The organism is Streptomyces sp. CNT372 (assembly GCF_000377145.1).
Genome location: NZ_KB897777.1, coordinates 205,466 through 224,344, shown reverse-complemented (window position 1 = coordinate 224,344; position 18,879 = coordinate 205,466). Strand labels below are relative to the sequence as shown.

Genomic DNA, 18,879 nt, shown 5'->3' with positions numbered 1-18,879 from the left:
CATTGCGGCCTACCTGTGACATCCCCTAAGGGCCCCCGGGGGGTGTTCCCCCAAGGGCCCCGCGCCCACCGGCCGGTCCCGCCCGCCGGCCCGACCCCGCCCGTTGCCCGCGCAGGACCGTCCCGGAACACGCGTGAGCGGCCGGTCCTGCCCCCGAGACAGGTCCGGCCGCTCCGCGTCGCGCCGCGGGATCCCTCCCGGCGGCGCTCACTCCGTCAGGGAGCTTCCCCGGTGTGGACGGCTACTTCACCGGCTCCGGTTCCGGCGCGCCCTCGGTCTCGTCCGCGGGTTCCGGGCCGGCGGGCGGGGTCTTCACCGAGTCGAGCAGGAGCTGCGCGACGTCCACGACCTGGAGGGACTCCTTCGCCTGGCCGTCGTTCTTCTTGCCGTTGACCGAGTCGGTGAGCATGACCAGGCAGAACGGGCAGGCGGTGGAGACGATGTCCGGGTTGAGGGAGAGGGCCTCGTCGACGCGCTCGGTGTTGATGCGCTTGCCGATCCGCTCCTCCATCCACATCCGGGCGCCGCCGGCGCCGCAGCAGAAGCCGCGCTCCTTGTGGCGGTGCATCTCCTGCTGGCGCAGGCCGGGGACCTTGTCCATGATCTCGCGCGGGGGCGTGTAGACCTTGTTGTGCCGGCCCAGGTAGCAGGGGTCGTGATAGGTGATCAGGCCCTCGACGGGCGTGATCGGGATCAGCCGGCCCTCGTCGATCAGGTGCTGGAGCAGCTGGGTGTGGTGGATGACCTCGAACTCGCCGCCGAGCTGCGGGTACTCGTTGGCGATGGTGTTGAAGCAGTGCGGGCAGGTCGCGACGATCTTCTTGGCCGACTTCGGCTTCTTCGTCTCCGGGTCGTCGTCGTCCTCGCCGAAGGCCATGTTCAGCATCGCGACGTTCTCCTGGCCGAGCTGCTGGAACAGCGGCTCGTTGCCCAGGCGGCGCGGGGAGTCGCCGGTGCACTTCTCCTCGCCGCCCATGATCGCGAACTTGACGCCCGCGATGTGCAGCAGCTCCGCGAAGGCCTTGGTGGTCTTCTTCGCCCGGTCCTCCAGGGCGCCGGCGCAGCCGACCCAGTAGAGGTAGTCGACCTCGGACAGGTCCTCGACGTCCTTGCCGACGATCGGGACCTCGAAGTCGACCTCCTTGGTCCACTCGACGCGCTGCTTCTTGGCGAGCCCCCAGGGGTTGCCCTTCTTCTCCAGGTTCTTGAGCATCGTGCCCGCCTCGGACGGGAACGAGGACTCGATCATGACCTGGTAGCGGCGCATGTCGACGATGTGGTCGATGTGCTCGATGTCGACCGGGCACTGCTCGACGCAGGCGCCGCAGGTGGTGCAGGACCACAGGACGTCCGGGTCGATGACGCCGCCCAGGGCGGAGCCGTTGACCGACACGGCCTCGGCGGTGCCGACCAGCGGGCGCTCCGCCTCGGCGAGGGCCGCGGCAGGCACCCCGGCGAGCTGCTCCTCGGACGCCTTCTCCTCGCCCTCCATGGTCTTGCCGCCGCCGGCCAGCAGGTAGGGGGCCTTGGCGTGCGCGTGGTCGCGCAGCGACATGATCAGGAGCTTGGGGGAGAGGGGCTTGCCGGTGTTCCAGGCGGGGCACTGCGACTGGCAGCGGCCGCACTCGGTGCAGGTGGAGAAGTCGAGGATGCCCTTCCAGGAGAACTGCTCGACCTGGGAGACGCCGTAGACGTCGTCCTCGCCCGGGTCCTCGAAGTCGATCTCCTTGCCGCCCGAGGTCATCGGCTGGAGGGCGCCGAGTGCCGAGGCGCCGTCCGCGTTCCGCTTGAACCAGATGTTGGGGAAGCCGAGGAAGCGGTGCCAGGCCACACCCATGTTGGTGTTCAGCGAGACGGTGATCATCCAGATCAGCGAGGTGCCGATCTTGACCATCGCGGTGAAGTAGATCAGCGTCTGGAGCGTGGGCAGCGACAGGCCCTTGAACGCCAGGACCAGCGGGTACGACACGAAGTACGCCGCATCGTAGGACTCGACGTGGTGGATCGCCCCCTCCAGACCGCGCAGCACGAGGATCGCGAGGCCGATGGTGAGGATGACGTACTCGACGAAGTACGCCTGCCAGGCCTTGGAGCCGGCGAAGCGGGACTTGCGGCCGGCCCGGGAGGGCAGGTTCAGCAGCCGGATCGCCATCAGCACCAGGATGCCGACGACGGTCATCAGGCCGATGAACTCGATGTACATCTCGAACGGCAGGAAGCCGCCGATGACCGGCAGCACCCAGTCGGCCTGGAAGAGCTGCCCGTACGCCTGCGCCAGGGTGGGCGGCAGGGTGAGGAAGCCGATCGCGACGAACCAGTGCGCGAAGCCGACGATCCCCCAGCGGTTCATCCGGGTGTGGCCCAGGAACTCCTTGACCAGCGTGATCGTGCGGGCCTTGGGGTTGTCGGTGCGGCTGCCGGCGGGGACCGGCTGGCCGAGCCGGACGAACCGGTAGATCTGCGCGACCGCTCGGGAGATGAGCGCAACGCCGACGACGGTCAGGGTCAGCGACACGATGATCGCGGCGAGTTGCATGGGAGGCTCCTCGGGCCTGCGAGGGTGGGCAATCCGGCACTACTAAGCGGTAACTTATTCAGTCCCTGCTGAGACTACCCAGTTGTTCCGCCGCACTGTAGTTGGGTCGCCGGTGATCTGTGTCGCTCAGGCAACCCTCACCGGCACGGTCCGTACCGCCGTCGCCGGGCGTCGTCCGCGGACGGCGGCCGGCACCGTGCGGGCCAGGATCGCGAGGTCGAGTCCCAGCCAGTGCTGCTCCACATAATGCAGGTCGAGGACGCCCATTTCCTCCCAGGGGAGGTCGGACCGCCCGGCGATCTGCCAGGGTCCGGTCATCCCGGGGCGCACCGCGAGGCGGGCGCGGCCGACTGTGGAGCGCCCCGGCGGGCCGGGCAGCGGGCGCGGTCCCACCAGGGCCATGTCCCCGCGCAGCACATTGAGGAGCTGGGGCAGCAGGTCCAGGTAGTGGCGGCGCAGCAGCCGCCCGGCCGGGGTGAGGGCGCCGCCGCGGGTGATGCGGAACGTGAACATGGTGAACGTCCGCCCGCCCCGGCCCAGGCGCTCGGTGCGGCGCAGTACCGGTCCCCGGCCGGTCAGCGCCACGGCGGCCGCGGCCGCCAGCGTCACCGGGGACAGGGCCAGGAGCAGCAGGGCCGCTCCGCCGAGGTCGAAGGCTCGCTTCGGGGACATGCACCCGCCCTTGGTCGTGCGTGATTCGTACCGGTTTTGCCGTGTATGACTGCCGTGTATGACTCTGGCAGACGGGTACGGGTGGGCGGGGTCGCGCCACGCCTGGGGTTCGGGGTGCCTGTAAGGGCCGGATAAAAGTTGAGTGCCCTTGACTCAGGTCCTTTGACTCCGCTGCCTCCGTCGTGCATCCTTGAGCCAGATCCACTCAAGTCACCTGGAGGAATCGAAATGGCACGTGCGGTCGGCATCGACCTGGGCACGACTAACTCCGTCGTCAGCGTTCTGGAAGGCGGCGAGCCCACCGTCATCACCAACGCCGAGGGCGCCAGGACCACGCCGTCCGTCGTCGCCTTCGCGAAGAACGGCGAGGTGCTGGTCGGCGAGGTGGCCAAGCGCCAGGCCGTCACCAACGTCGATCGGACGATCCGCTCCGTGAAGCGCCACATGGGCACGGACTGGAAGATCGACCTCGACGGCAAGACCTTCAACCCGCAGCAGATGAGCGCCTTCATCCTGCAGAAGCTCAAGCGCGACGCCGAGTCGTACCTGGGCGAGAAGGTCACCGACGCGGTCATCACCGTCCCGGCGTACTTCAACGACTCCGAGCGTCAGGCCACCAAGGAGGCCGGCGAGATCGCGGGCCTGAACGTCCTGCGCATCGTCAACGAGCCCACCGCCGCCGCCCTCGCCTACGGCCTGGACAAGGACGACCAGACGATCCTCGTCTTCGACCTCGGTGGCGGCACCTTCGACGTCTCGCTGCTGGAGATCGGCGACGGCGTCGTCGAGGTGAAGGCCACCAACGGCGACAACCACCTCGGCGGTGACGACTGGGACCAGCGCGTCGTCGAGTACCTGGTCAAGCAGTTCCAGAACGGCCACGGCGTCGACCTCGCCAAGGACAAGATGGCGCTCCAGCGTCTGCGCGAGGCCGCCGAGAAGGCGAAGATCGAGCTGTCGTCCTCCACCGAGACGACCATCAACCTGCCGTACATCACGGCCTCCGCCGAGGGCCCCCTGCACCTCGACGAGAAGCTCACCCGCGCGCAGTTCCAGCAGCTCACCGCCGACCTCCTGGAGCGCTGCAAGCACCCCTTCCACAACGTCATCAAGGACGCCGGCATCCAGCTGTCCGAGATCGACCACGTGGTCCTGGTCGGCGGCTCCACCCGTATGCCCGCCGTCGCCGAGCTCGTCAAGGAGCTGACCGGCGGCAAGGAGGCCAACAAGGGTGTGAACCCGGACGAGGTCGTCGCCATCGGCGCCTCGCTCCAGGCCGGTGTCCTCAAGGGTGAGGTCAAGGACGTCCTGCTCCTCGACGTGACCCCGCTGTCCCTCGGCATCGAGACCAAGGGCGGCATCATGACCAAGCTCATCGAGCGCAACACCACGATCCCGACCAAGCGGTCCGAGATCTTCACCACGGCCGAGGACAACCAGCCGTCCGTGCAGATCCAGGTCTACCAGGGCGAGCGCGAGATCGCGGCGTACAACAAGAAGCTCGGGATGTTCGAGCTGACCGGTCTGCCGCCCGCCCCGCGCGGGGTCCCGCAGATCGAGGTCTCCTTCGACATCGACGCCAACGGCATCATGCACGTCACCGCGAAGGACCTGGGGACGGGCAAGGAGCAGAAGATGACCGTCACCGGCGGCTCCTCGCTGCCGAAGGACGAGGTCGACCGGATGCGCCAGGAGGCCGAGCAGTACGCGGACGAGGACCACCGCCGCCGCGAGGCCGCCGAGACCCGCAACCAGGGCGAGCAGCTCGTCTACCAGACGGAGAAGTTCCTCAAGGACAACGAGGAGAAGGTCCCCGGCGATGTGAAGACGGAGGTGGAGACCGCGCTCGGCGAGCTGAAGGAGAAGCTCAAGGGCGAGGACACCGCCGAGATCCGCACCGCCACCGAGAAGGTCGCGGCCGTCTCCCAGAAGCTCGGCCAGGCGCTCTACGCGAACGCCGCCCCCGAGGGCGGCGCGGCCGGAGCCGGCGCCCCGGGCGCCGAGCAGGGCAAGGCCGACGACGACGTCGTCGACGCCGAGATCGTGGACGACGAGAAGGACAGCAAGGGCGGTGCCGCGTGAGTGAGGAGACCAAGGGGTTCGACCCGGACGACGAGAACCCCGACGTCCCCTCCGGCGCCACACCTGACGACGCCGCCGAGACCGCCGAGTCCTCCGAGGAGGAGGGCCAGGCGGCCCCGGCAGGGGACGCAGCGCAGACCGCGGGTCTGACGGCCCAGCTGGACCAGGTCCGTACCGCGCTCGGCGAGCGCACCGCGGACCTCCAGCGGCTCCAGGCCGAGTACCAGAACTACCGCCGCCGCGTGGAGCGCGACCGGGTGACGGTGAAGGAGATCGCCACGGCGACCCTCCTGACCGAACTCCTGCCCGTGCTCGACGACATCGGCCGCGCACGGGACCACGGGGAGCTGGTCGGCGGATTCAAGTCCGTCGCCGAGTCCCTGGAGACCGCGGCGGCCAAGATGGGCCTCCAGCAGTTCGGCAAGGAGGGCGAGCCCTTCGACCCGACCGTGCACGAGGCGCTGATGCACTCGTACGCGCCGGATGTCACCGAGACCACATGCGTCGCGGTGCTCCAGCCGGGGTACCGCATCGGCGAGCGCACGATCCGCCCCGCGCGGGTCGCCGTGGCGGAACCGCAGCCCGGGGCCACCCCGGCCGCGGCCAAGGAAGAGAAGCAGGCCGACGAGGAGAGCGGTGGCCCCGAGGAGGGCTGACGCGCGAAACGTCCGGGAGGAGGGACGTCGATGAGCACGAAGGACTTCGTCGAGAAGGACTACTACAAGGTTCTCGGCGTCCCCAAGGACGCCACCGAGGCCGAGATCAAGAAGGCGTACCGGAAACTCGCCCGCGAGAACCACCCGGACGCCAACACGGGCGACGCCAAGGCGGAGGCCCGCTTCAAGGAGATCTCCGAGGCGAACGACGTCCTCGGCGACCCCAAGCGCCGCAAGGAGTACGACGAGGCGCGCGCCCTGTTCGGCAACGGGGGCTTCCGGGCCGGTCCCGGGGCCGGGGGCGGCAGCTTCAACTTCGACCTGGGCGACCTCTTCGGGGGCGCCCAGGGCGGAGCGCAGCCCGGCGGCGCGGGCGGTTTCGGCGGCGGACTGGGGGACGTGTTCGGCGGCCTCTTCAACCGCGGCGGCGGCCCGGGTGCGCGCACACAGCCGCGCCGCGGCCAGGACGTCGAGTCCGAGGTGACGCTCAGCTTCACCGAGGCGGTCGACGGGGCCACGGTCCCGCTGCGGATGTCCAGCCAGGCGCCCTGCAAGGCGTGTTCGGGCACCGGCGACAAGAACGGCACCCCCCGGGTGTGCCCGACCTGCGTCGGCACCGGGCAGGTCTCGCGGGGCGGCAGCGGCTCGTTCTCGCTGACCGACCCGTGCGTGGACTGCAAGGGCCGCGGCCTGATCGCCGAGACCCCGTGCGAGGTGTGCAAGGGCAGCGGCCGGGCCCGGAGTTCGCGCACCATGCAGGTGCGCATCCCGGCGGGCGTCTTTGACGGGCAGCGCATCCGGCTGCGCGGCAAGGGCGCGCCCGGCGAGCGGGGCGGACCGGCGGGCGACCTGTACGTGGTCGTCCATGTCGACGCCCACCCCGTGTTCGGCCGCAAGGGCGACAACCTCACCGTCACCGTGCCCGTCACCTTCGCGGAGGCGGCACTCGGCGGCGAGGTGAAGGTGCCCACGCTGGGCGGGCCGCCGGTCACCCTGAAACTGCCGGCCGGCACCCCGGGTGGGCGCACCATGCGCGCCCGGGGCAAGGGCGCCGTGCGCAAGGACGGCACCCGCGGCGATCTGCTGGTCACAGTGGAGGTCGCCGTGCCCAAGGACCTCGGCGACAAGGCCCGCGAGGCGCTGGAGTCCTACCGGGAGGCCACCGCGGACGAGGACCCGCGGGCCGAGCTGTTCCAGGCAGCGAAGGGAGCGTGACATGGACCGTCCGGGGCGCAGCCGCAACCCCTACGAACTGACCGACGAGTCGCCGGTGTACGTGATCTCGGTGGCCGCGCAGCTTTCGGGTCTGCACCCGCAGACCCTGCGGCAGTACGACCGCCTCGGTCTCGTCTCCCCGGACCGCACCGCGGGCCGGGGCCGGCGGTACTCGGCCCGTGACATCGAACTGCTGCGCACCGTGCAGCAGTTGTCGCAGGACGAGGGCATCAACCTGGCCGGTATCAAGCGCATCATCGAACTGGAGAACCAGGTCGCGGCGCTCCAGTCCCGGGTCGCCGAGCTGTCGGCGGCCGTGGAGGGCGCTGCGGCGGCGATGCGGCAGCGCGAGGCGCAGGTGCACGCGTCCTACCGGCGGGACCTGGTCCCGTACCAGGACGTGCAGCAGACGAGCGCGCTGGTGGTCTGGCGGCCCAAGCGGCCGGAGTAGCCGGACGGATTCCCGCGCACACCTACGGCGGCGGGCCGGGAGCGGACAGCTCCCGGCCCGCCGCCGTGCGTGCGCCCGGCCCCGCCGCCCGGTCCACCGTCGGGGCAGGGCCCGGCGGTGGCAGCGGCGGTGTCGGTGTCCGTCGTGCTCCCGGGGCTCAGGGTGCTTCCTCCAGGATGCCCGACTGGGCGATCAGGTAGCCGAGTTGGGCCCGGCTGCCGCTGCCGAGGGCCGCGTTCAGCTTGGCGATGTGGGCCCGGCAGGTGCGCACGTTCATCCCGAGGCGGCGGGCGATGGAGTCGTCGACATGGCCCTCCACGAGGAGTTTCGCGATGGAGCGCTGGACGCCGGTGATGCCGTCCAGCTCGGGCGCGTAGGAGAGCTGCTCCTCCCAGGGGGTGGCGTGCAGCCACAACTGCTCGAAGACGCCCACCAGATAGCGCACCAGCCCTTCGTGGCGGAGCTCCAGGGCGACCTGTCGGTCGCTGCGGGCCGGGACGAAGGCGACCTTGCGGTCGATGATGATCAGCCGGTCGATGATCTCTTCCAGCGTCCGGACCTCGACGCCCTGGGCGCTGACGCGTTCGACGTAGGCCAGGCTCGACGGGTGGTGGCGCGCGGTGTGCTGGTAGAGGGTGCGCATCTTCACGCCGTTGCGCAGCAGTGGTTCCGTGCGGCGCAGCGCGGTCTCCAGGGTGTCGGGACGGCGTCCGCTGCCCGGCTGGACGGTCAGGAGTTCCTCGTTGCACTCTCCTGTCACGCGGTCCAGAGTGGTGTTGATCAGGCTCAGACCCTCCAGCACGGTGATCGCGTGCTGGGCGGAGAGGTCCTGGGCGGTGAGGCTCAGGAAGGGCTCGAAGGTGTCGGCGACGGTGAGGGCGAGCTGCCGGCGCTCCTGGATCTCGCGCTCGATGGGGTGCATGAGCTGGTTGAGGGCGAGGGCGGGCGGGACGGGCCGGAGCCACTGCGCGTCGTCGGGATCCGGGCGGAGCAGCGCGAGGTCAAGCAGGCAGGGCGCTTCTTTCACCTCTGAGCGGGACAGTTGGCCGGATCGCAGTGCCGCCGCGTAGAGCTTTTTGCCCGCTTCGCAGAGTTCGCCGGCACTGTGGTTATGTCCGAAACCATCATGATTAGAAACCATTTGACACCCCCTCAGGGTCCTGCAATACAGGAACATGATGCCTGTGCTCGCTGGTGGAAGTATTCGGCGTGAGACATCGTCTTAGACGCGGGGGGAGGGTATTGAACAGAATGGGGTGGAGATCCTCCATGAACAGGATGGTTCGTATATTCTGCGCGCTCGGTCTTGCTGTGGCGGGTTTCAGTGCATTCGCCGCCCTGGGAGACCCGAGCTGGGAGTCCGAGCCGGCGCAGGTGCTCGCCGTTCCGGGTGACCCGAGCTGGGAGTCCGGGCCGGCGAAGGTGACCGTCGCCGTCGGGAACGACTTCTCGTGGGAGAGCGCGCCCACCGGCCGGGGTGCGGACGCATGACCATCCCCCCGGACGACCGGGTCTTCCGGCGCGAGATGGCCACGGCCTACCGGTCCGGGTGGCATTTCATCGATCTCGTCACGGCTATTCCCCACCGTGGCGACTCGTTGATGGTCACCCTGTTCGGCGAGCCGATCGTCGTCGCTCGCGAGGAGGACGAGGACGTCCGCGCGTACCGGTGCCTCCGTCGGCCGCGAGGCGCACCGCAGCCCGTCCGCTGTGCCATCAGGTACGGCATGATCTTCGTCAATCTCGACGCGCGTGACCACCAGCTCGTCGAGTCGGACGCCACCGCCACCCCCCGCAGTGCCTGAGCGGTTCCCCCGTCGTTACAGATCGCTCAGGTGCTTCCCCCACACAGCGGCGCCATCGTGGACCTGAAACACGATGGCGCCGTTGTGCTGCCCGGACACTCCCGGCGCGCTCGCGGCCGGCCCGGGCCGGCCGCCGTCAGGCGCGGCCCATCGCGCGGGTGAGGGCGATCTCGATGACCACCCGGTCCGGGTTGGGCCGCGGCGGATGGCCGTACCGCACCTCGTAGCGCGCCTCCGCGTCGGCCACGGACGCCGCGTCGGTGAGGACCCGCGCCACACCCTCCAGCGTCGCCCAGCGCCGTCCCGCCGTCTGGCAGACCGCGACCCGGGCGCCCTCCGATCCCGCCGCCGCCACGTTGGCGACCTTCCGGCTGTGCCCGCTCGCGATGACCCGGGCCACACCGCCCTCCGGGTCGTACGTCACCCCCACCGGAACCACATGAGGGGTGCCGTCCGGGCGCGGGGTGGTGAGGGTGCAGACGTGCCGCTCGCGCCAGAAGGCGAGGTAGGGCGCGTCGGGGTTGCGCGGATCGATGGCCATGGGCGGAACCTATCCCCGGGACCCGGGAACGGCGCATCCGGTACCTTGAGCGGAATGGACTCAACTTTGTGTACGCTGGTTGAGTCAGTACCCATGACAGGTCCGTATCGGTCCGTACCGAGGGCCGAAGCACCCCGCCGGGCGAGGAGGAGACACCGAACGTGGACGCCGAGCTGACCAACAAGAGCAGGGACGCGATCAACGCCGCGAGCAGCCGTGCCGTGCAGGACGGGCACGCCGACCTGACCCCGGCCCACCTGCTGCTGGCTCTGCTGACCGGCCGGGACAACGAGAACATCACCGACCTGCTGGCCGCCGTCGAGGCCGACCAGGCCGCCGTGCGCTCCGGCGCGGAGCGGGTGCTCGCCGCGCTGCCCAGCGTCACCGGCTCCACGGTCGCGCCGCCCGGGCCCAACCGCGAACTGCTCGCCGTCATCGCCGACGCCGGCCGGCGGGCCAAGGAGCTCGGTGACGACTACGTCTCCACCGAGCACCTCCTCATCGGCATCGCCGCCACGGGCGGGGCCGGCGGACAGGTGCTCCAGGACCAGGGGGCGAGCGCGCGGAAGCTGCTCGACGCGTTCGCGAAGACCAGAGGAGGGCGCCGGGTGACCACACCCGACCCGGAGGGCCAGTACAAGGCGCTGGAGAAGTTCGGCACGGACTTCACCGCCGCCGCACGCGAGGGCAAGCTCGACCCGGTCATCGGCCGGGACCAGGAGATCCGCCGCGTGGTGCAGGTGCTCTCGCGGCGCACCAAGAACAACCCGGTGCTCATCGGCGAGCCCGGCGTCGGCAAGACCGCCGTCGTCGAGGGCCTCGCCCAGCGCATCGTCAAGGGCGACGTCCCCGAGTCGCTGCGCGACAAGCGCCTGGTCTCGCTGGACCTGGGCGCGATGGTGGCCGGCGCCAAGTACCGCGGTGAGTTCGAGGAGCGGCTGAAGACCGTCCTCTCCGAGATCAAGGAGAGCGACGGGCAGATCATCACCTTCATCGACGAGCTGCACACCGTCGTCGGCGCGGGCGCCGGGGGCGACTCCGCCATGGACGCCGGCAACATGCTCAAGCCCATGCTGGCCCGCGGCGAGCTGCGCATGGTCGGCGCGACGACCCTCGACGAGTACCGCGAGCGCATCGAGAAGGACCCGGCCCTGGAGCGGCGCTTCCAGCAGGTGCTGGTCGCCGAGCCCAGCGTCGAGGACACCATCGCCATCCTGCGCGGCCTGAAGGGCCGCTACGAGGCGCACCACAAGGTGCAGATCAACGACAGCGCCCTGGTCGCCGCCGCCACCCTCTCCGACCGGTACATCACCTCCCGTTTCCTCCCCGACAAGGCCATCGACCTGGTCGACGAGGCCGCCTCCCGGCTGCGCATGGAGATCGACTCCTCGCCCGTCGAGATCGACGAGCTCCAGCGCGCCGTCGACCGGCTGCGGATGGAGGAGCTGGCGCTGAAGAACGAGTCGGACCCGGCCTCCCGGCAGCGGCTGGAGAAGCTGCGCCGCGACCTCGCCGACAAGGAGGAGGAACTGCGCGGGCTGACCGCCCGCTGGGAGAAGGAGAAGCAGGGCCTCAACCGCGTCGGTGAGCTGAAGGAGCGCCTGGACGACCTGCGCGGCCAGGCCGAACGCGCCCAGCGCGACGGCGACTTCGACACCGCGTCCAAGCTGCTCTACGGCGAGATCCCGACCCTGGAGCGCGACCTGGAGGCCGCCTCCGAGGCCGAGGAGGAGGCGTCGAGGGACACCATGGTCAAGGAGGAGGTCGGCCCGGACGACATCGCGGACGTGGTCGGCTCCTGGACGGGCATCCCGGCCGGGCGGCTGCTGGAGGGCGAGACGCAGAAGCTGCTCCGCATGGAGCAGGAGCTGGGCCGCCGGCTGATCGGACAGGCCGAGGCCGTGCAGGCGGTCTCCGACGCGGTCCGCCGCACCCGGGCGGGCATCGCCGACCCGGACCGGCCCACCGGCTCCTTCCTCTTCCTCGGCCCGACGGGTGTGGGCAAGACCGAACTGGCGAAGGCCCTCGCGGACTTCCTCTTCGACGACGAACGGGCCATGGTCCGCATCGACATGAGCGAGTACGGCGAGAAGCACAGCGTCGCCCGCCTGGTCGGCGCCCCGCCCGGATACGTCGGATACGAGGAGGGCGGCCAGCTCACCGAGGCCGTCCGGCGCCGCCCGTACAGCGTGGTGCTGCTGGACGAGGTGGAGAAGGCGCACCCCGAGGTCTTCGACGTCCTCCTCCAGGTGCTGGACGACGGCCGGCTCACCGACGGCCAGGGCCGCACGGTGGACTTCCGGAACACCATCCTGATCCTCACCTCCAACCTGGGCAGCCAGTACCTGGTGGACCCGGCCACCGGCGAGGAGGAGAAGAAGCGGCGGGTCCTGGAGACCGTACGGGCCTCCTTCAAGCCCGAGTTCCTCAACCGGCTGGACGACCTGGTGGTCTTCTCGGCCCTCTCGCGGGACGAGCTGGCGCACATCGCGGGCCTCCAGATCGACCGGCTCGCGAAGCGGCTCGCCGAGCGCCGCCTCGTCCTGGACGTCACCCCGGCGGCGCTGGAGTGGCTGGCGGACGAGGGCAACGACCCGGCGTACGGCGCCCGGCCCCTGCGGCGGCTGGTCCAGACGGCGATCGGCGACCGGCTCGCCAAGGAGATCCTCGCGGGCGAGGTCCGGGACGGCGACACGGTCCGGGTCGACCGCTTCGAGGACGGCCTGATCGTGGGCCCGGCGGCCCGGGACTGACCGGCCGGGGCCGATCCTGTCAGCCCGTGGCTGACAGGGCGCGGCGGGGCTTGCCAGGGGCGGGCGGACATGGGAGAGGATGGCGGCATCCGTACGAAGGGAAATACACGGTGACCATCGATCCGTCCTCGATTCCGAACTTCGGGGGCCAGCCCCAGCCTCAGGCGGAAGGACCGGCGGGCCCCGTCGTCCCCGACCAGGACCTGGTCAAGCAGCTGCTCGACCAGATGGAGCTCAAGTACGTCGTCGACGACGAGGGCGACCTCGCGGCGCCGTGGGAGGACTTCCGCACGTACTTCATGTTCCGTGGCGAGAACGAGCAGCAGATCTTCTCGGTGCGGACCTTCTACGACCGCCCGCACCCGGTCGAGAAGCGCGCCGAGATCCTCGACGTCATCGACGACTGGAACCGCCGCACCCTGTGGCCGAAGGTCTACACCCACCTCCACGAGGAGGAGGACACGGCTCCGACGCTCCGCCTCATCGGCGAGGCGCAGATGCTGATCGGCACGGGCGTGAGCCTGGAGCACTTCGTGTCGTCCACGGTGAGCTGGGTGCGCGCGTCGATCGAGTTCGACAAGTGGCTGGTCGAGCGCTTCGGTCTCGCCACCGGCGAGGACGAGAAGCCGGCCGACGAGGGCTGAGCCTCTCGCACACGCCCGAGGGGCCGGCCGGGAGCGGATGCTCCCGGCCGGCCCCTCGGGCGTCCCGGGTGGGTCAGGCGCGCAGGCCGCGCAGCCGGTCCACCGCCTCCTGGAGCACCGGGCGCCGCTTGCAGAACGCGAAGCGGACCAGGGTGCGTCCGGCCTCGGGGTCGTCGTAGAAGACCGCGTTCGGCACCGCGACCACCCCGCAGCGCTCCGGCAGGGAGAGGCAGAAGGCGGTGCCGTCCTTCTCGCCGAGCGGGGCGATGTCGGCGGTGACGAAGTACGTGCCCTGCGGCCGGTACACCCGGAAGCCGGCCTCGGCCAGCCCGTCCGCGAGCAGGTCCCGCCCGGCCCGCAGCTCCTCGCGGACGCCCGTGACATAGGTGTCCGGCAGCCGCAGGGCCTCGGCGATCGCGTACTGGAAGGGGCCCGCCGAGACGAAGGTCAGGTACTGCTTCGCCGCGCGCACGGCGGCGACCAGGGCCGGGGCGGCGGTCACCCAGCCCACCTTCCAGCCGGTGAAGGAGAAGGTCTTGCCCGCCGAGGAGATCGACACCGTGCGGTCCCGCATCCCCGGCAGACAGATCAGCGGGATGTGCTCGCCGTCGAAGACCAGGTGCTCGTAGACCTCGTCCGTGACCACCAGCAGATCGCGTTCGACGGCCAGTTCCGCGATCGCGGTCAGCTCCTCGCGGGTCAGCACGGTGCCCGTCGGGTTGTGCGGGGAGTTGAGGAGGATCAGCCGGGTGCGCGGGGTGACGGCGTCCCGCAGGGCGTCCAGGTCCGGCCGGAAGTCCGGGGCCCGCAGGGTCACCGGGACGCGGACGGCACCGGCCAGGGAGATACAGGCCGCGTAGGAGTCGTAGTAGGGCTCCAGGGCGATCACCTCGTCGCCCGGTTCGAGCAGGGCGAGCATCGCGGCGGCGATCGCCTCGGTGGCGCCGGCGGTGACCAGGACCTCCGTGTCGGGGTCGACGTCCAGTCCGTAGTGCCGGCGCTGGTGCCCGGCGATCGCGGTGCGCAGCTCCGGGACGCCGGGGCCGGGCGGGTACTGGTTGCCCCGGCCGTCGCGCAGCGCCCGTACGGCCGCCTCCCGGACCTCCTCGGGGCCGTCCGTGTCGGGGAAGCCCTGGCCGAGGTTGATCGCGCCGGTGCGGGCGGCCAGCGCCGACATCTCGGCGAAGATCGTCGTCCCGAACCCTGCCAGCCTGCGGTTGAGCAGCGGCCGGGGGCCTGTCTCGCGTCCTGTCATGGGCGCCATCCTGCGCTGAACCTCTGGACTTGCTCAAGTCTGCTTTGGCCCGCCCGCGGGACGGGGATTCCCTCTTCACGCGCGTGAGAACGGCATAAGCGGAATCACGCGGAGGCAGGAAGCGGTCGCGCAGCGTCGCGGGGGACTCGCTTCGGGGGAACGGGGAAGGACGGTGAACCGATGATCGGAATCGTGATCGCCATCGGCCTGCTGGGGGCCGGCGTCGTCGTCGCCAGGAAGGTGACCCGGGGCCGGCGGAGGGGCGGCCGGCGCGCGGGCGGCGGCTCGGGCAGCTGGTGGGCCGGGGGCGGCGACAGCGGCTCCGGCGGCGGCTGCGGCGGGGGCTCCTCGTGCGGCGGCGGGTCGTCGTGCGGCGGGGGCGGAGGATGCGGCGGCGGGAGCTGACACGGGGCAGCGGCCCGCGCCGCGGGAGGAACCCGGCGGTGAAAGACCGCCGGGTTCCTTCCTGTTGACGGCCGCATGTGCCCCGGGCAGCCCCTCTCCTGTGGCGTGAAGCCCACTGCCCCCTTTTTTCATTGAACAGTTGAACCGTTGGGCCCCCGAGGGGATGGAAACCACCGCACGTTGGGAAAAACCTCTGTGGTCGGCAATCCGTTCATGATTCCCTCGTGACAGGGACCGAGCGGTTCCAGCCAGCCCCTCCGAACCGCCGGGAACCGTGGCGGCACCGGCAGGGGTCCGCCCCTCCCCATCGTGCGCTTCCCCGCCGGAGCGCCGGGTCCCGTGTCCACCCGCCGAAGCGCGTCCTGCGGAGCCCACCCATGCTCACGACCATCGACACCGCCTACACCGACACCCGTGCCGACGACCTCGCCTGGGCGCTCGGCCGGGAGCCGCTGCCCGCGCTGGCCGTCCTCGACCTCGAAATGGCCGGGGCGACGGTCCAGTTGAGACTGCTCGGCGCTTCCCACCAGGTGCTGCTGGAAGACGGCCGGATCTCCTGCTCGGAGACCGTCGCCTGCCTACCCGGCAGCAGTACGCCGCTGCCCCTCGGGGTGGCCGAGCGGATCGGCGACTGGGACTACGAGTTCGCCGCGCGCGTGGAGACCCTGAGCCGGGAGGCCTTCGCCGGGCGCGCCCAGGAGCTGCTGGCCCTGGTCGCGGACCACCCGCGCGGTCTCGCGGGCACCTTCCCCGGCGACCCGCACGCCTTCACCGCGCTCTTCGCCCAGCGGACCGGCCACCAGGTGCAGTGGCGCACCTGGCACGCCTACCCCCAGGAGGGCCGGCTCGTGGTGACCCGCACCCGGGTCGGGGCCGTCCACCGGACGGCGGCACGAACGGACCGCGAACACCCCGTGACGCCGGTGAGTTAACTCGTGTGGGTGACAATATGTGCAACGCCTGTGACGTAGCGTTACAAGGGTGATCGACCAGCACCAGTCCACCCCGCGCACGGACGGGGTGCTGCTGCCCGTCAGCCCCGAAGCCGGGCGGATCCTGGTGCTGGCCGTGGTCTTCGTGTGTGCCGCCTGCGGCCTGGTCTACGAACTGGAACTCGTCGCCCTCGCCTCGTACTTGATCGGGGACTCGGTCACCCAGGCGTCCGTCGTCCTCTCCGTGATGGTCTTCGCGATGGGCGTCGGCTCGCTGCTCGCGAAGCGGCTGCGCTGCCGTGCCGCCGTCGGCTTCGGCGTCCTGGAGGCCGTGCTCGCCCTGGTCGGCGGCAGTTCGGCGATGGTCCTCTACGCCGCCTTCGCGTGGACGGGCGGCTCCCGGCTGGTGCTGGTGCTGTTCTCGCTCGCCATCGGGGTGCTGATCGGCGCCGAGATACCCCTGCTGATGTCCCTGATCCAGCGGTGTGCCCGGCGGGACGCCGAGGGCACCGTCGCCGATCTCTTCGCCGCGGACTACGTGGGCGCGCTCGTCGGCGGCCTGGCCTTCCCCTTCCTGCTGCTGCCCTGGCTCGGCGAGCTGACCGGGGCGCTGGTGACCGGCGCGGTCAACGCGGTCGCCGGGGCGGTCCTCGTGCTGTGGCTCTTCCGCCGGGAGATGAGCCGCCGGTGGCGCTGCCGCCTCCTCGTCCTCAACGGTGTGGTCCTCGCCCTGCTCGCTCTCGCGGCCGCGCTCGTCGGGGACTTCGAGGAGGCCGCCCGCCGGGCCATCTACGGCGACCAGGTGCGGGTGGCGGTCCGGACCGGCGTCCAGGAGGTCGTGCTGACCGGGCCCCCCGACCGGCCGCCCGACCTCTTCCTCGACGGGCGGCTCACCGTCCGCGGCGGGAGCGAGCGCGGCTACCACGAGGCCCTGGTCCACCCCGCGATGAACGGCCCGCACGCCCGGGTGCTGATTCTCGGCGGCGGCGACGGCCTCGCCGCCCGGGAGGTGCTGGGCTACGGGGACGTGGAGTCGCTGACCCTGGTGGAACGGGACGCGGGCCTGATCCGGCTCGCCCGCACCGACGGGCCCCTGGCCGCGCTGAACCGCCGCGCCTACGACGACCCCCGGCTGCGCGCCGTCACCGCGGACGCGTTCGACTGGCTGCGCGGGACCCGCCACGGCGCCTACGACGTGATCGTCTCGGACCTGCCCGGACCCGGGGCCGCCGCGGACCCCAAGCTCTATTCGCAGGAGTTCTACGGGCTGGCCCGCCGCGCCCTCGCGCCCGGCGGCCGCCTGGTGGTGCACGCAGGGAAGGCGGGTTCCCGGCCGGGCGTGTACTGGACCGTCGACGCGACCCTGGTGGCGGCCGGGCTCGCCACCGCGCCGTACCGGGCTCCGGCGTCCGGGTCCGGTGACCCGGGGCGGGGGGCGCCGGGCGGTGACCACGGGTTCCTGCTCGCCGGGGTGGGGCGTCCGCCGGCCCTCGCCCTGGACCCGGGCGCACCCCGGCTGAGGACCGCCCTCCCGCAGCGCCTGGCCGGGTACGGGCGGGCGGCGGAGAACACCCGGCTGACCGGGCTGCCGCCCTCCACCCTGGTCCGTCCCCGGTACGCCCACCAGAGCTGATCGGGCCGCCGCCGGCGGAGGCCGGGGCGGGCCGGCGGGAGGGTGCGGGCGTGCGCGTACCCGGCCGCCCTGGAGGGCACGGGCGTGCGCGTACCCGGCCGCCGTGCGGGGCACGGGCGTGCGCGTGCCGTGTGAAAGGCAGACGCGGCGGGTGCGGCTGAGTAGGCTCGGTTGCCATGGAGCATGAGGCGTTCGTTCCGGTGCCGGCAGAGACCTTCCGACAGGCCCTGAGGGACCCCGCCCGGGTCGCCCGGTGCGTACCGGGGCTCCAGCAGGACGCGGACGACGCGGCCCGGCCGCTCTCCGGGAGACTCAAGCTCCGCGTCGGCAACCACACCATCACCTACCGCGGGGCGCTCCATGTCGTGGAGCAGGGCCGCGCCTTCGTCGTCGAGGGCGAGGGGACCGAGGCCCGCGGCGGCGGCTCGGTGAAGGTCACGCTGACGGTCCGTCCCGAGCCGACGGACGGCGGCACCACCCTGACGTTCACCGGCTCCACCCGGGCCGAGGGCCGCCTCGCCGACCTCGCGCCGGCCGCGCGGACCGCCGCCGCGCACCGGCTGCTCGACCGGTTCGCCGAATCGCTGGCGTCCGTGGCCTTCGACGAGCCCTCGGACGCCTCGTCGGGCGGCCCGGGGACGGAGGGTCGCCAGGGGCCGGGAAGCTCCGGCGCGGAGGCCGTGGCCCCGGAGCCCTGCGGCGACGCGGCGAGCGAGCCCGCGCCGGACGCGCACGCGGGCGGGGGCGGGACGGCGGACGACGCGGACGCCCGTCCCGGCCCGGCCGAGGCGACCGCCGCCGGGGACGCCCTCGCGGCGGAGGACGCACCCGGGACCGGCTCCACCGCGGCGGACGACCGTGCCGAGGACCCCGGCCGGGGCTCCGTCTTCGAGGTGCCCGTGCCGCCGCCGTCCCTGGGCCCGGACACCGAGGACGCCTTCGACGACGGGTCGGACGACGACGAACCGGGGGACGACGTGGACGATGTCGTCGACCTGGACGGCTTCGACGACCTCCAGAACCTGGACGGCAGCCCGCTCGCCCCCGCCGACCCGGCCGCCGAGGCCGCCCACGCCCGCCGCACGATGATCGGGCGGAGCGCGGAGGAGGTGGACCACGCCCCGCCGCGCGGACGGTACGCCCCCACGCCCCCGCCCGCCGCGTCCGGCACCGGTGCCGCGCTCCGCTGGGCCGCGCCCGCCGCCGCGCTCGCCCTCGTCTCCGCCGTCGTCCTGCACCGCGTCCTGCGCCGCCGGGGCGGCGGGGTCTGAGCGCGGACCGCCCCGCGGACGGACCCGC

General features: G+C 71.7%; 17 protein-coding genes. 12 read left to right on the top strand and 5 right to left on the bottom strand.

Annotated elements, in window-relative coordinates; genetic code table 11:
* Positions 1–241: 241 nt before the first annotated feature.
* Complete coding sequence (locus C593_RS0103560; RefSeq protein WP_018845939.1) at positions 242–2,536, bottom strand: (Fe-S)-binding protein; 2,295 nt, start codon at positions 2,534–2,536, stop codon at positions 242–244.
* A gap of 126 nt (positions 2,537–2,662) precedes the next feature.
* Entirely contained in the window at positions 2,663–3,208 is a 546-nt protein-coding gene (locus tag C593_RS28755; RefSeq protein WP_018845938.1) for a sugar transferase, read from the bottom strand.
* A 228-nt stretch (positions 3,209–3,436) separates the two neighbouring features.
* Here C593_RS28755 and dnaK point away from each other — a divergent pair, with 228 nt between their 5' ends.
* The 4 genes from dnaK to C593_RS0103535 are packed head-to-tail and all read left to right on the top strand — an operon-like array spanning position 3,437 to position 7,612.
* Positions 3,437–5,290 carry a molecular chaperone DnaK gene (gene dnaK, locus C593_RS0103550; protein WP_018845937.1) on the top strand — a complete coding sequence of 618 codons (1,854 nt, stop codon included), beginning with the start codon at positions 3,437–3,439 and terminating at the stop codon, positions 5,288–5,290.
* Positions 5,287–5,946, top strand: a complete 660-nt coding sequence (gene grpE / locus C593_RS0103545) for a nucleotide exchange factor GrpE (protein WP_018845936.1) — start codon at positions 5,287–5,289, stop codon at positions 5,944–5,946. Before dnaK ends, grpE begins: the two co-directional genes overlap by 4 nt.
* 30 nt (positions 5,947–5,976) lie before the next feature.
* Entirely contained in the window at positions 5,977–7,161 is a 1,185-nt protein-coding gene (gene dnaJ, locus C593_RS0103540; protein WP_018845935.1) for a molecular chaperone DnaJ, read from the top strand.
* Between the two features lies 1 nt (position 7,162).
* The gene (locus C593_RS0103535) at positions 7,163–7,612 is read left to right on the top strand and encodes a heat shock protein transcriptional repressor HspR (protein WP_018845934.1); all 450 of its coding nucleotides are present in this window, start codon (positions 7,163–7,165) and stop codon (positions 7,610–7,612) included.
* A gap of 157 nt (positions 7,613–7,769) precedes the next feature.
* Here C593_RS0103535 and C593_RS0103530 read toward each other — a convergent pair whose 3' ends face one another.
* On the bottom strand, positions 7,770–8,789 hold the full coding sequence (locus tag C593_RS0103530; protein ID WP_199789988.1) for a helix-turn-helix domain-containing protein: 1,020 nt from the start codon (positions 8,787–8,789) through the stop codon (positions 7,770–7,772).
* A 92-nt stretch (positions 8,790–8,881) separates the two neighbouring features.
* On the opposite strand from C593_RS0103530, the gene C593_RS28750 reads away from it, so the two are divergent.
* Together C593_RS28750 and C593_RS0103520 are read left to right on the top strand one after the other, a co-directional pair.
* Positions 8,882–9,103: a hypothetical protein gene (locus tag C593_RS28750; protein WP_158686795.1), complete on the top strand. Its 222-nt coding sequence runs from the start codon at positions 8,882–8,884 to the stop codon at positions 9,101–9,103.
* Positions 9,100–9,417 carry a hypothetical protein gene (locus C593_RS0103520; protein WP_018845931.1) on the top strand — a complete coding sequence of 106 codons (318 nt, stop codon included), beginning with the start codon at positions 9,100–9,102 and terminating at the stop codon, positions 9,415–9,417. Before C593_RS28750 ends, C593_RS0103520 begins: the two co-directional genes overlap by 4 nt.
* Before the next feature lie 136 nt (positions 9,418–9,553).
* Here the strand turns inward: C593_RS0103520 and C593_RS0103515 are convergent, their stop codons facing one another.
* Positions 9,554–9,958 (bottom strand): TIGR03618 family F420-dependent PPOX class oxidoreductase, encoded by a 405-nt coding sequence (locus tag C593_RS0103515; RefSeq protein WP_018845930.1) that lies wholly within the window; start codon positions 9,956–9,958, stop codon positions 9,554–9,556.
* A gap of 161 nt (positions 9,959–10,119) precedes the next feature.
* Here C593_RS0103515 and clpB point away from each other — a divergent pair, with 161 nt between their 5' ends.
* A complete protein-coding gene (clpB, locus tag C593_RS0103510; RefSeq protein WP_018845929.1) occupies positions 10,120–12,711 on the top strand; it encodes an ATP-dependent chaperone ClpB in 2,592 nt (863 codons plus the stop codon).
* Between the two features lie 110 nt (positions 12,712–12,821).
* Positions 12,822–13,355, top strand: a complete 534-nt coding sequence (locus C593_RS0103505; RefSeq protein WP_018845928.1) for a type III secretion system chaperone family protein — start codon at positions 12,822–12,824, stop codon at positions 13,353–13,355.
* A 73-nt stretch (positions 13,356–13,428) separates the two neighbouring features.
* Here the strand turns inward: C593_RS0103505 and C593_RS0103500 are convergent, their stop codons facing one another.
* Positions 13,429–14,619: a pyridoxal phosphate-dependent aminotransferase gene (locus tag C593_RS0103500; protein ID WP_199789987.1), complete on the bottom strand. Its 1,191-nt coding sequence runs from the start codon at positions 14,617–14,619 to the stop codon at positions 13,429–13,431.
* Positions 14,620–14,790: 171 nt separating this feature from the next.
* Between C593_RS0103500 and C593_RS0103495 the strand changes: the two genes are divergently transcribed.
* From C593_RS0103495 to C593_RS0103480, 4 genes are all read left to right on the top strand, one after another.
* Complete coding sequence (locus C593_RS0103495; protein ID WP_018845926.1) at positions 14,791–15,015, top strand: hypothetical protein; 225 nt, start codon at positions 14,791–14,793, stop codon at positions 15,013–15,015.
* Between the two features lie 377 nt (positions 15,016–15,392).
* A complete protein-coding gene (locus C593_RS0103490) occupies positions 15,393–15,947 on the top strand; it encodes a DUF2617 family protein (RefSeq protein ID WP_018845925.1) in 555 nt (184 codons plus the stop codon).
* A gap of 49 nt (positions 15,948–15,996) precedes the next feature.
* Positions 15,997–17,580 (top strand): polyamine aminopropyltransferase, encoded by a 1,584-nt coding sequence (locus C593_RS0103485; protein WP_018845924.1) that lies wholly within the window; start codon positions 15,997–15,999, stop codon positions 17,578–17,580.
* Between the two features lie 176 nt (positions 17,581–17,756).
* Positions 17,757–18,851, top strand: coding sequence for an SRPBCC domain-containing protein (locus tag C593_RS0103480; RefSeq protein ID WP_018845923.1), 1,095 nt, complete (start codon positions 17,757–17,759; stop codon positions 18,849–18,851).
* Positions 18,852–18,879: the final 28 nt, after the last annotated feature.

Excerpts from the sequence above, each read along its gene's own strand:
- C593_RS0103490 (WP_018845925.1), top strand. The coding sequence starts at position 15,393 with ATGCTCACGACCATCGACACCGCCTACACCGACACCCGTGCCGACGAC.
- C593_RS0103500 (WP_199789987.1), bottom strand. The coding sequence starts at position 14,619 with ATGGCGCCCATGACAGGACGCGAGACAGGCCCCCGGCCGCTGCTCAAC.
- dnaJ (WP_018845935.1), top strand. The coding sequence starts at position 5,977 with ATGAGCACGAAGGACTTCGTCGAGAAGGACTACTACAAGGTTCTCGGC.
- C593_RS0103535 (WP_018845934.1), top strand. The coding sequence starts at position 7,163 with ATGGACCGTCCGGGGCGCAGCCGCAACCCCTACGAACTGACCGACGAG.
- C593_RS0103520 (WP_018845931.1), top strand. The coding sequence starts at position 9,100 with ATGACCATCCCCCCGGACGACCGGGTCTTCCGGCGCGAGATGGCCACG.
- C593_RS28755 (WP_018845938.1), bottom strand. The coding sequence starts at position 3,208 with ATGTCCCCGAAGCGAGCCTTCGACCTCGGCGGAGCGGCCCTGCTGCTC.
- C593_RS0103530 (WP_199789988.1), bottom strand. The coding sequence starts at position 8,789 with ATGTTCCTGTATTGCAGGACCCTGAGGGGGTGTCAAATGGTTTCTAAT.
- C593_RS0103560 (WP_018845939.1), bottom strand. The coding sequence starts at position 2,536 with ATGCAACTCGCCGCGATCATCGTGTCGCTGACCCTGACCGTCGTCGGC.
- C593_RS28750 (WP_158686795.1), top strand. The coding sequence starts at position 8,882 with ATGAACAGGATGGTTCGTATATTCTGCGCGCTCGGTCTTGCTGTGGCG.
- C593_RS0103480 (WP_018845923.1), top strand. The coding sequence starts at position 17,757 with ATGGAGCATGAGGCGTTCGTTCCGGTGCCGGCAGAGACCTTCCGACAG.
- C593_RS0103515 (WP_018845930.1), bottom strand. The coding sequence starts at position 9,958 with ATGGCCATCGATCCGCGCAACCCCGACGCGCCCTACCTCGCCTTCTGG.
- C593_RS0103495 (WP_018845926.1), top strand. The coding sequence starts at position 14,791 with ATGATCGGAATCGTGATCGCCATCGGCCTGCTGGGGGCCGGCGTCGTC.
- dnaK (WP_018845937.1), top strand. The coding sequence starts at position 3,437 with ATGGCACGTGCGGTCGGCATCGACCTGGGCACGACTAACTCCGTCGTC.